This is a genomic window from Niallia sp. Sow4_A1 (assembly GCF_052116745.1).
Lineage (GTDB): Bacteria > Bacillota > Bacilli > Bacillales > Cytobacillaceae > Niallia > Niallia hominis.
In genome coordinates this window covers 1-10,693 of record NZ_JBQKKM010000082.1, presented here as the reverse complement: position 1 = coordinate 10,693, position 10,693 = coordinate 1, and the positions used below count along the sequence as shown (strand labels likewise).

Here is a 10,693-nt window from a genome sequence, read left to right as displayed (position 1 = left end):
AGTCTGGTGGCGATAGCGAGAAGGTCACACCCGTTCCCATACCGAACACGGAAGTTAAGCTTCTAAAGCGCCGATGGTAGTTGGGGGTTCTCCCCCTGTGAGAGTAGGACGCCGCCAGGCATACCATATTATTCCGCAGTAGCTCAGTGGTAGAGCATTCGGCTGTTAACCGAACGGTCGTAGGTTCGAGTCCTACCTGCGGAGCCATTATTTCAATTTATATGTTAGCCAAAGTGCTTCCATAGCTCAGCAGGTAGAGCACTTCCATGGTAAGGAAGAGGTCACCGGTTCGAGCCCGGTTGGAAGCTTACGAAAAAAGAAAATATGGCCCATTGGTCAAGCGGTTAAGACACCGCCCTTTCACGGCGGTAACACGGGTTCGAATCCCGTATGGGTCACCATTATGGAGGATTAGCTCAGCTGGGAGAGCATCTGCCTTACAAGCAGAGGGTCGGCGGTTCGATCCCGTCATCCTCCACCATTGTTTTTAAAAAGTTTATAAATTTGTGCCGGTTTAGCTCAATTGGTAGAGCAACTGACTTGTAATCAGTAGGTTGGGGGTTCAAGTCCTCTAGCCGGCACCACTGTTTTTAAATTGTCATTAGTTTGAATATCGGAGGGGTAGCGAAGTGGCTAAACGCGGCGGACTGTAAATCCGCTCCTTCGGGTTCGGCGGTTCGAATCCGTCCCCCTCCACCATTTATCATTGGACAATATTAAAATATATGTCCTTTTTATATTTTTGGGCTATAGCCAAGCGGTAAGGCAACGGACTTTGACTCCGTCACTCGTTGGTTCGAATCCAGCTAGCCCAGCCACGAGCCATTAGCTCAGTTGGTAGAGCATCTGACTTTTAATCAGAGGGTCGGAGGTTCGAATCCTCCATGGCTCATTTTTAAATTAAACCAAACACATAAGTGTTTGGTTTTTTGTCTTTCTATTCACAATATAATAAAGTATTTAAAATGAAAATGGCTCTTTTTAAATGCGTATAAAATGATTTATATTGCTGGTATACATTTTATTTGAATGATGGCTTGAAAAGATACATTAACATGGGTTGCCAATGATCTCACTGTGCGTCTACCTATCTTAGAAGATAAGATTCTTTAATCGTGTTTTTGTTTTTTGAATATTCGCATATATATGCATAGAAATGTTGAGTTGAGTCATCGATTTGGAAAAAGGTACAATATAGGGAAAATAGATAAGCGGTTGGGGAGGATTTTCATGAGAAAGCTGACTATTATTGGTATGCCGATGGATCTTGGACAAATGCGTAGAGGCGTAGATATGGGACCTAGTGCTATTCGTTATGCGGGAATATTTGAAAGATTATCAAAGCTATTTTCTACTATAGAAGATTGGGGAGATATTGCAGTAGGAAGACCAGAAACAATAATAGATAAACAAAGTAATCTTAAAAATCTTCATTTAATAGCAGAAAAAAATCAAATGCTTGCAGAAATGGTAGATAAAATTATTCAATCAAAGTCTTTTCCACTTGTGTTAGGTGGAGATCATAGTATCGCAATCGGCACATTAGCTGGTTTAGCTAAGCATTATAAGAATTTAGGCGTCATTTGGTATGATGCACATGGAGATTTAAATACAGCAGAAACTTCCCCATCTGGGAATATTCATGGGATGCCACTTGCTGCTAGTTTGGGATATGGTCATGAACGTTTAACCAATTTACTAGGAATTTCACCTAAAATTAAACCAGAGCATGTAGTGATTATTGGTGCAAGATCTTTAGATGAAGGTGAGCGCAGGTTAATAAAAGAGTTGGGAATTAAAGTGTTTACGATGCATGAGATAGACCGGATGGGGATGACGAAAGTAATGGAAGAAACAGTTCGTTATTTAAAGGACAAAACAGATGGGGTCCATCTATCCCTTGACCTAGATGGCTTAGATCCTAATGATGCGCCAGGTGTCGGAACACCAGTACCAGGAGGAATAAGTTATAGGGAAAGTCATTTAGCTATGGAAATGCTAGCTGAATCAGGGCTAATTACTTCTGCTGAATTCGTAGAGGTCAATCCTATATTAGATGAAAGAAATAAAACGGCGGCGTTAGCAGTAGCATTGATGGGGTCTTTATTTGGGGAAAAATTACTATAAAGTTTATAGAGGTAACTTTATTCCAAAATCCTAAAAAAGTAGGAATGGAAGTACACTATTTTTCATATCATAAGTGGATTAAATGGAATAAAGTTACCTGATTATTATTTAATAGTTAATTCACTACTTAATTTTTCATATTTATTTAATAGCAAATCTAATTTTGTGCTTATGTCAACAACTGTTGGGTGTGAAAAAGAAGTGGTGTTTGCCAAATAGATCATCATTTCTCGATGTTCTTCAATGTCTTTTAATAGTTTTCTATCACTCAATTGTTTCACCCTCTATATGTTTTTTGATTATTTCTCCATTAAATATAAGCTCCATTAATCCAATAATGCTTGTCTTGATTTTAGCATATTATTACTCTTTTTTATAACCAATTCTAAAAATTTTAAACATTATGTGGCATTATTTGTTAAAATAAGAATGAGTATCCTAAAAAAGATAGATGTGCATTATAGGGAGAATTTTCACTTCTTAAAAAGTGGTATATTTTTTTTGTTCTTTGTTCTACAGATAAATTATTTAATATATATAAAAGTAATATGGAGCGCTCGATTACATGCTGACTCACGCAAATGTAAGGGAGAAAGAGGGAAACATGAGAGCTAAGCTTAGGAGGTCATAAGAGGTCAAATGCTAGGTAATGGAAATGAAAGTTATTTTAAGCAGTTCACCTATAGAAACATAATGAACGAAAACAGTTTATTTTTTTAATACATAATAAAAAATTTTTTAAGAAAAAATGAAACCTTTCCTGCTGTCGATTCGTAAATCGATTAGCCGCACTAGAGCGGAGGTAAATAGATGGAAGCAATCGTAAAAAAAAGGATTCAACAAGTTTTAAAAGGGGATAAAAATGCATTTGGTGACATAATCGAGCTATATAAAGATAAAGTGTTTCAAATTAGTTATCGGATGCTAGGAAATAGGCATGAAGCGGAGGATATAGCACAGGAAGCTTTTATTCGTGCATATGTTAATATCCATCGATATAATATGGAATATAAGTTTTCGACATGGCTATATCGGATTGCAACAAACCTATGTATTGACCGTATAAGAAAAAGAAAGCCAGATTATTATCTTGATGCGGAAGTTCCGGGTACAGACGGCCTTAATATGTATTCGCAAATTCCGTCAGATGGCAGATTGCCTGAGGAAGATGTGGAAGGCATGGAACTACAAGCAATGATACAACAGGAAATTTCAAAGCTTCCTGAAAAGTATCGGGCAGTTATCGTTTTAAAATATATCGAAGAACTTTCTTTAAACGAGATAAGTGAGATTCTGGAGCTTCCTTTAGGAACAGTTAAAACACGCATTCACAGGGGAAGAGAAGCGTTGAGAAAACAATTACGGTATGTCTGATAAAGAAGGTGAAATTAATATGACATGTTCAACAAAGATTATTTCCTATATGCATCAATATCTTGATGAAGAAATAGAAGAAGTGCATTTGAAAGAATTAAAGGAACATTTAGACCAGTGTGAAGAATGTGCAGCACATTTTCATGAACTGAAGAAAACGATCGCATTGGTCCAAAGCACTTCACATATCCAGGCACCAATGAACTTCACGGAGAATATACTTGATAGGTTGCCAGAAGAGCCAAAACAAGTAAGAGTGAAGCGTTGGCTAAGGCACCATCCTATGCTTGCTGCAGCCTCATTATTTTTAATTTTAATGGTGTCTAGTTTAATGTCAGCATGGAATGAGGATCATCAATTTTCTGTTTCGAAACAACCCAATATACTAGTAGAAAATAATACAGCTATTGTTCCAGAGGGAGAAACAGTAAAAGGTGATATTATTGTTCGAAATGGCGATATTAAAATAGAAGGACAAGTTGAAGGAAATGTAACAGTCATTAATGGGAAAAAATATATGGCTTCTGCCAACCAAGTGACTGGAGAAATAAAAGAAGTGAATGAAGTATTCGAGTGGCTTTGGTACCATATAAGGAAAACCGTGACCGACTTTACGGAATTATTTACGAAAGACAATAAAGAAGAAAATAGCCTCCCTGCAATTTGATGATTGCAGGGTTCTTTTTATTATGTAAAGGGATAAATATAACTGCTTCTGAATTACTATATCTCCAAATAAACATACTACTTTTAAATAAGAAGTCCGTTTATCTTTCTGGTAAAAAGAGGGCTAATTACAATGGAGACACATATACTAATTAGTGGACAATGACTGTTTCTTGCCAGTTGGTTGTGCTTTTCTTTGTATTAATTTGAATTGTGTTATAATATGATAATTGTAGGTTTTTCATCCCGCTATATTATCAATATGGAGGGCCATAATAAACTATTTAAGGTAGCAACTTTTGAAATATATACTTTGGAGGAAGGAAAATGTCGTTTGTAGATTTCCCTTTTTTAAAATATTTAGCGAATACAGTAGACATTATCCTTGTTTGGTATGTCATTTATAAAATTTTCACCATCATACGCGGGACAAAAGCTGTCCAGTTGTTGAATGGGATATTTGTTATTCTAATCATAAAGATGTTAAGTGACTATTTCCAATTACAAACATTAGGCTGGATGATGCAGCAGGTAATACAGTGGGGTGCATTAGCACTTATTATTATCTTCCAGGGAGAATTAAGAAGAGCTCTAGAGCAACTGGGGAGAGGGAAATTCTTCTCGAGGTCTGTGGTTCAAGAACATGAGCTACAACAGCAATTGGTAGAGTCCATTGTAAAGGCAGTAGACTATATGGCTAAACGACGTATAGGAGCATTAATTACGATTGAAAGAGAAACAGGAATGAGTGATTACATAGAAACAGGAATTGCTCTTGACTCAAAGATATCATCAGAGCTATTGATCAATATCTTTATTCCGAATACTCCACTTCATGATGGAGCTGTCATTATACAAAAAACGAATATCGCCGCAGCCGCATGTTACCTTCCTCTATCGGAAAGTCCTTTTATTTCAAAAGAGCTTGGAACTAGACATAGAGCTGCCTTAGGTATTAGTGAAGTCACGGATAGTTTGACCGTTGTGGTTTCAGAAGAAACGGGTTCTATCTCTATAACGAAAAACGGCGATTTGCACAGAGAATTAAAACTAGATGCTTTCAGAGATATGTTATCTAGTGCCTTGATAACACCTTCTACTAAACAAACCACTACAAGTAAGTGGAGCTGGAAGGGGAAGAAAAATGAATAAACTGTTTAATCATGTGATAGGTAAAAATTGGTTTACTAAAGTATTGTCGTTGGCTTTTGCCCTCTTACTTTTTTCCTATGTATATGATCCCAACGAAAGTTCAACAGATGTTAACGTTCCTAGTGATTCGGAAACAGCTATTTTAGAGGATATTCCGGTAACGGCGTATTACGATACTGAAAATGTTGTTGTAACAGGTATACCAAAAACGGTTACGGTAACGTTGAAGGGACCAACTGTTCATATACAACAGGCAAAACTCAAAAAGGACTTTGAAGTATATGTTAATTTAGCAAATGCAGAACTAGGTAGTAAAACTGTTCCACTGCAAATAAAAGATTTATCCGAAAAAATTAAAGCTACAATTGATCCAGAAACAATTAAAGTTACGCTGAAGGAAAAGGTAACAGAAGAATTCACCGTGGAAGCTGAATATAGTAGTAGCTCTATTGAGGATGGCTATACAGCTGAAACAGCAATAGTTGAACCAAAAACAATTAAGGTTACAGGAGCAAAAGATGATATAGAGAAAATTGCTTATGTCAAAGCAAATGTAAATCTTGATGGAAACATAAATGAGTCGGTTAGTCAGCAAGCGAAGGTTTCTGTGTTGGATAGTAGTCTGAATAAATTAAATGTGCAAGTGGAACCAGAAACAGTGCAAGTGAATATTCCTGTTAAAAGAACAAGTAAAACAGTACCTATCAATATTGTGGAGCAAGGCACGCCGCCTGAAAATATAACGATTGATTCCATTACATTAGATAAAAAGGAAGCAACCATAAGTGCACCAGAAGATATTTTGAAAGAAGTGGAAAGCACAAGAGTTGAGGTTGATCTAAGTGAAATTGAAAAAGATGAGGAATTAACATTGCCAGTTATCATATCCAACGGTGTAACAGCTGTCGATCCTGAGCTTGTTAAGGTAACGGTGAAAGTAACCGTTACGGAAGAGCAGCAGGATGCGGACGAGGAGGAGCAAGAGAATCAGGATTCAGAGGAAGCCGCAGCTGCTGACAAGATAGAAACCAAAACGGTAAGTAGTGTACCAATTACTGTTCAAGGACTGAATAGTAATCTGGAAGCAACCATTGAGAATCCAAAAAGTAGTAGTACAAGTCTTCGCATTTCTGGAGAGGAAAACAGAATCAGGGATTTAAGTGCCTCTGATTTTAATCTCTATTTAGATTTAACAGGGATGGATGATGGCAAGCACGAAGTACCTATTACAGTAGATGGGCCTGAAGATATAGATTGGGAACTTGCTATTGATACAGCAAGTGTGTCCATTACGAATAAAGAAGCTTAACAGAAAACGTGATCTATTACTAGTTAGAAGGAGCGATATAGAAATGGGTAAATATTTCGGTACGGACGGAGTACGAGGTGTGGCAAATAGTGAACTGACACCAGAAATAGCGTTTAAGCTAGGAAGATATGGTGGTTTCGTCCTAACAAAAGACCATGATAGACCAAAGGTATTAATCGGACGAGATACTCGTATTTCCGGACACATGCTGGAAGGTGCGCTTGTAGCAGGATTACTTTCCATCGGTGCAGAGGTAATGCGCTTAGGTGTTATTTCTACACCAGGTGTTTCCTATTTGACAAAAGCTTTAGGAGCACAAGCTGGAGTAATGATTTCTGCATCGCATAACCCGGTCGCAGATAATGGAATTAAATTTTTCGGTCCTGATGGCTTTAAGCTCTCAGATGAGCAGGAGTTAGAAATTGAAGCACTAATCGATAAAGAAGAAGATACATTGCCTAGACCAACTGGTGCTGACCTTGGTCAGGTGGATGATTATTTCGAAGGTGGTCAGAAGTATCTACAATTTTTAAAACAGACAGTGGATGAAGAATTTGCAGGCATTCATATTGCCCTAGATTGTGCACATGGAGCAACATCATCCTTAGCAATGCATTTATTTGCAGATTTAGATGCTGATATTTCTACAATGGGTGCGTCACCAAATGGCTTAAACATTAACGATGGAGTAGGTTCTACACATCCAGAGGCACTAGCTAAATTTGTTTTGGAAAAAGAAGCAGATGTCGGATTAGCCTTTGATGGTGATGGAGATCGTTTGATAGCTATAGATGAAAATGGAGATATAGTAGATGGCGATCAAATTATGTATATTTGTGCAAAATATTTAAAAGAGACAGGAAGACTAAAAAATAATACAGTAGTATCTACCGTAATGAGCAATCTAGGCTTCTATAAGGCGTTAGAACAACATCAAATCACAAGCATTCCAACTGCTGTTGGTGATCGTTATGTAGTGGAGGAAATGCGTAGTAACGGCTATAATCTTGGTGGAGAACAGTCAGGACATATCATTTTTCTTGACTTCAACACAACAGGTGATGGTCTTTTAACTGGATTGCAATTGGTTAACATCATGAAAGTTACAAAGAAAAAATTATCCGAACTTGCAGGAGAAATGAAAAAATTCCCGCAAAAATTAGTGAATATTAGAGTCACGGATAAATTCCATGTCACAGATAATGAAAAAGTAAAAGAAGTTATTGCTAAAGTGGAAAAAGATATGAATGGAAATGGTAGAATATTAGTTCGTCCTTCTGGAACAGAGCCACTTGTTCGTGTTATGGCTGAAGCTCCAACAGAAGAATTGTGTGAGGCTTATGTGAATGTCATTTCTGAAGTAGTTAAAGAAGAAATGGGTTTGCCAGAAGAATAAGCGTATAATAACAAGGAGCTTATACTAATATCTATGCAATTAGGAACGAATTTAGCACGGTAGAATACATTATTAGGGTGAAGGACATTTCAGAAGGAATGTTATTCACCCTATTATTTTTCCACTTTCGTGTCGGAAATGTATCCTACTTCACTTAGTGAAATAAAAATTTACGATTTTGTCATAGGAATGTATTTGACGGAAAGATTCTAGGTAGGGTATGATTAAATTGCTTTTTGAAAAAGCGAAACTATGAACAAGGAGGATAGGAGTGAAAATAGGAAGTGAAGCGCCTGGACTAGTGATGGACGACACGAAACTAGTTGACGAGGAGGAGGTTTATCGATTTTTCGGCGGATGCCTCCCGGTTGTGTTAGCCAATCGTAAGTACTACTTTAAAACATTAAGGCAACTTAATGCACAAAGAGTAGGGCATGCTAACAACAAGAGCATTACTTTTAAGTAGTATCGTTTACATTGTTCCGTTTATATATACTTATCCGAAGGGAATAGAAGCATGGATGGGAAAGTAACAATGGATAGTGATAAGACTTATAAAAAAATAATCAGAGGTAAGGGAGCAAGTTTGTTCCCTTAAATAGTGACTTCTTGCTCCCTTAGAACGGAGGAAAAGAAGTATGTGCGGAATTGTTGGTTATATTGGAAACCAGGATGCGAAAGAGATTTTATTAAAAGGTTTAGAAAAACTTGAATATAGAGGCTATGACTCAGCTGGTATTGCATTAAGCAATGGAGAAGGAGTTCAAGTATTTAAAGAAAAAGGACGAATTGCGGACCTTCGTAATATTGTGGATGAAGAAGTATTCGCACCAGCAGGAATTGGTCATACACGCTGGGCAACACATGGTGTACCAAGCAGATTAAATGCTCACCCACATAAGAGTGCATCAGAGCGTTTCACTATTGTTCATAACGGAGTAATTGAGAACTACGACTTATTAAAGAAAGAATATCTTGCTGATAGTACTTTAAAAAGTGATACAGATACAGAAGTAGTAGTTCAACTCATTGAACATTTTGTAGAAGCAGGAAGCGATGTAAAGGCAGCATTTGTTCAAACATTAAAATTATTAAAAGGGTCTTATGCTTTTGCTTTATTAGATGAGCAAAACAAAGACGTGATATATGTAGCAAAAAATAAAAGCCCGCTATTGATCGGTTTAGGTGAAAGCTTCAATGTCATTGCAAGTGATGCAATGGCTATGCTACAAGTAACAGATCAATATGTGGAATTAGTGGATAAAGAAATTGTTATCGTGACAAAAGACAGTGTAACAATTGAGACTTTAGAGGGAGAAATTATTTCCCGGGAAGCATATACAGCAGAATTAGATGCTAGTGATATCGAAAAGGGAACATACCCTCACTATATGTTAAAAGAAATTGACGAACAGCCAGTAGCTATTCGCAAAATCATTCAGGAATATCAAGATAAGGATGGTAAGCTAACGATTGATCCAGCAATTGTTGAAGCAGTAAATGCTGCAGATCGTCTATATATTGTTGCTGCTGGTACATCTTATCATGCCGGTCTTCTTGGAAAGCAATTTATTGAGAAATTAGCAAAAATTCCAGTTGAGGTTCATGTTGCAAGTGAATTTAGCTATAATATGCCATTGCTTTCGGAAAAACCATTGTTCATTTTCATTACACAAAGTGGAGAAACAGCAGACAGCAGAGCAGTATTAGTACAAGTGAAGGAAATGGGTTATCCAACTCTAACAATCACAAATGTACCAGGCTCCACACTGTCTCGTGAAGCTGACCACACCTTATTATTATATGCTGGTCCTGAAATTGCTGTTGCTTCTACAAAAGCCTATACTTCGCAAATGGCTGTATTATCTATCCTTGCAGAAGTAATGGCGAAAAGCAAAGGCTATGACGTGGATCTTGACCTTATTCATGAACTAGGCATTATTGCAAATGCAATGGAAGTTATTTTTGAAGATAAGGAAGAGCTTGAGGCAATCGCTAAGGAATATCTTGAAACCTCAAGAAATGCATTCTTTATCGGACGTGGAATTGATTACTATGTTGGTTTAGAAGGTGCTCTAAAATTAAAAGAAATCTCTTACATCCAAGCAGAAGGTTTCGCAGGTGGAGAATTAAAGCATGGAACAATCGCTTTAATTGAAGATGGAACTCCTATTATCGCATTAGCAACACAAGAAAGTGTTAACTTAAGCATACGCGGTAATGTAAAAGAGGTAGTGGCTCGTGGAGCAAATCCTTGCATCATTTCTATGAAAGGCTTAGAAATGGATGGCGATCGCTACATTGTACCAGCTGTGCACGACCTGTTAACACCCCTTATCTCTGTAGTACCATTACAATTAATTGCTTACTATGCAGCACTTCATAGAGGCTGTGACGTAGATAAACCACGTAACTTGGCAAAGAGTGTTACGGTGGAGTGATTTGAAATTCTTTGTGATAGGAAAATTAAACCTTGGTACAGTGCAATTGTTACTGTGCCAAGGTTTTTAATTTTTAACAAAATAAATGCAGATTTTCTAGAAAAAAACTCTATTTTGATATGTCCCTGTTACTTTCTTTTTCCCTACGCTAAAAAGTAGGTACTTACTGCTTTATAGTTGGTATCCAGAGCGGAAGGAAGAGAGAGGAAAAAAGAGCGGGAGAACAAT

Annotated in this window: 8 protein-coding genes, 8 tRNA genes and 1 rRNA gene; 16 read left to right on the top strand and 1 reads right to left on the bottom strand. The window is 37.2% G+C overall.

Features of this window, described 5'->3' with window-relative positions:
- Positions 1-2: 2 nt before the first annotated feature.
- The 10 genes from rrf to rocF all read left to right on the top strand — a co-directional run bounded on the left by rrf (position 3) and on the right by rocF (position 2,127).
- A 5S ribosomal RNA gene (gene rrf, locus ACTQ5K_RS24520) occupies positions 3-120 on the top strand.
- Positions 121-132: 12 nt separating this feature from the next.
- Positions 133-207: transfer RNA gene (locus ACTQ5K_RS24515), tRNA-Asn, on the top strand.
- Positions 208-235: 28 nt separating this feature from the next.
- Positions 236-308: transfer RNA gene (locus tag ACTQ5K_RS24510), tRNA-Thr, on the top strand.
- A gap of 18 nt (positions 309-326) precedes the next feature.
- A tRNA-Glu gene (locus ACTQ5K_RS24505) sits at positions 327-401 on the top strand.
- Positions 402-405: 4 nt separating this feature from the next.
- A tRNA-Val gene (locus tag ACTQ5K_RS24500) sits at positions 406-481 on the top strand.
- Positions 482-508: 27 nt separating this feature from the next.
- A tRNA-Thr gene (locus ACTQ5K_RS24495) sits at positions 509-584 on the top strand.
- A 31-nt stretch (positions 585-615) separates the two neighbouring features.
- A tRNA-Tyr gene (locus tag ACTQ5K_RS24490) sits at positions 616-699 on the top strand.
- Between the two features lie 44 nt (positions 700-743).
- A tRNA-Gln gene (locus ACTQ5K_RS24485) sits at positions 744-818 on the top strand.
- Between the two features lies 1 nt (position 819).
- Positions 820-892, top strand: a tRNA-Lys gene (locus ACTQ5K_RS24480).
- Positions 893-1,230: 338 nt separating this feature from the next.
- Complete coding sequence (gene rocF / locus ACTQ5K_RS24475) at positions 1,231-2,127, top strand: arginase (RefSeq protein WP_109769470.1); 897 nt, start codon at positions 1,231-1,233, stop codon at positions 2,125-2,127.
- Positions 2,128-2,231: 104 nt separating this feature from the next.
- On the opposite strand, the gene ACTQ5K_RS24470 is transcribed toward rocF, so the two are convergent.
- Positions 2,232-2,408 carry an aspartyl-phosphate phosphatase Spo0E family protein gene (locus ACTQ5K_RS24470; protein WP_441994403.1) on the bottom strand — a complete coding sequence of 59 codons (177 nt, stop codon included), beginning with the start codon at positions 2,406-2,408 and terminating at the stop codon, positions 2,232-2,234.
- Positions 2,409-2,937: 529 nt separating this feature from the next.
- Here ACTQ5K_RS24470 and sigW point away from each other — a divergent pair.
- The 6 genes from sigW to glmS all read left to right on the top strand — a co-directional run bounded on the left by sigW (position 2,938) and on the right by glmS (position 10,465).
- Positions 2,938-3,501 carry an RNA polymerase sigma factor SigW gene (gene sigW, locus ACTQ5K_RS24465; protein ID WP_031540064.1) on the top strand — a complete coding sequence of 188 codons (564 nt, stop codon included), beginning with the start codon at positions 2,938-2,940 and terminating at the stop codon, positions 3,499-3,501.
- Between the two features lie 19 nt (positions 3,502-3,520).
- Positions 3,521-4,168, top strand: a complete 648-nt coding sequence (locus ACTQ5K_RS24460; protein WP_441994402.1) for a zf-HC2 domain-containing protein — start codon at positions 3,521-3,523, stop codon at positions 4,166-4,168.
- Positions 4,169-4,494: 326 nt separating this feature from the next.
- Entirely contained in the window at positions 4,495-5,319 is an 825-nt protein-coding gene (gene cdaA, locus ACTQ5K_RS24455) for a diadenylate cyclase CdaA (RefSeq protein WP_031540062.1), read from the top strand.
- On the top strand, positions 5,312-6,628 hold the full coding sequence (locus ACTQ5K_RS24450) for a CdaR family protein (RefSeq protein WP_109769471.1): 1,317 nt from the start codon (positions 5,312-5,314) through the stop codon (positions 6,626-6,628). Before cdaA ends, ACTQ5K_RS24450 begins: the two co-directional genes overlap by 8 nt.
- A 43-nt stretch (positions 6,629-6,671) precedes the next feature.
- Positions 6,672-8,024: a phosphoglucosamine mutase gene (glmM, locus tag ACTQ5K_RS24445; RefSeq protein WP_109769472.1), complete on the top strand. Its 1,353-nt coding sequence runs from the start codon at positions 6,672-6,674 to the stop codon at positions 8,022-8,024.
- Positions 8,025-8,662: 638 nt separating this feature from the next.
- The gene (gene glmS, locus ACTQ5K_RS24440; RefSeq protein WP_109769474.1) at positions 8,663-10,465 is read left to right on the top strand and encodes a glutamine--fructose-6-phosphate transaminase (isomerizing); all 1,803 of its coding nucleotides are present in this window, start codon (positions 8,663-8,665) and stop codon (positions 10,463-10,465) included.
- Positions 10,466-10,693 lie beyond the last annotated feature (228 nt).

Excerpts from the sequence above, each read along its gene's own strand:
- rocF (WP_109769470.1), top strand. The coding sequence starts at position 1,231 with ATGAGAAAGCTGACTATTATTGGTATGCCGATGGATCTTGGACAAATG.
- sigW (WP_031540064.1), top strand. The coding sequence starts at position 2,938 with ATGGAAGCAATCGTAAAAAAAAGGATTCAACAAGTTTTAAAAGGGGAT.
- ACTQ5K_RS24460 (WP_441994402.1), top strand. The coding sequence starts at position 3,521 with ATGACATGTTCAACAAAGATTATTTCCTATATGCATCAATATCTTGAT.
- cdaA (WP_031540062.1), top strand. The coding sequence starts at position 4,495 with ATGTCGTTTGTAGATTTCCCTTTTTTAAAATATTTAGCGAATACAGTA.
- ACTQ5K_RS24450 (WP_109769471.1), top strand. The coding sequence starts at position 5,312 with ATGAATAAACTGTTTAATCATGTGATAGGTAAAAATTGGTTTACTAAA.
- glmM (WP_109769472.1), top strand. The coding sequence starts at position 6,672 with ATGGGTAAATATTTCGGTACGGACGGAGTACGAGGTGTGGCAAATAGT.
- glmS (WP_109769474.1), top strand. The coding sequence starts at position 8,663 with ATGTGCGGAATTGTTGGTTATATTGGAAACCAGGATGCGAAAGAGATT.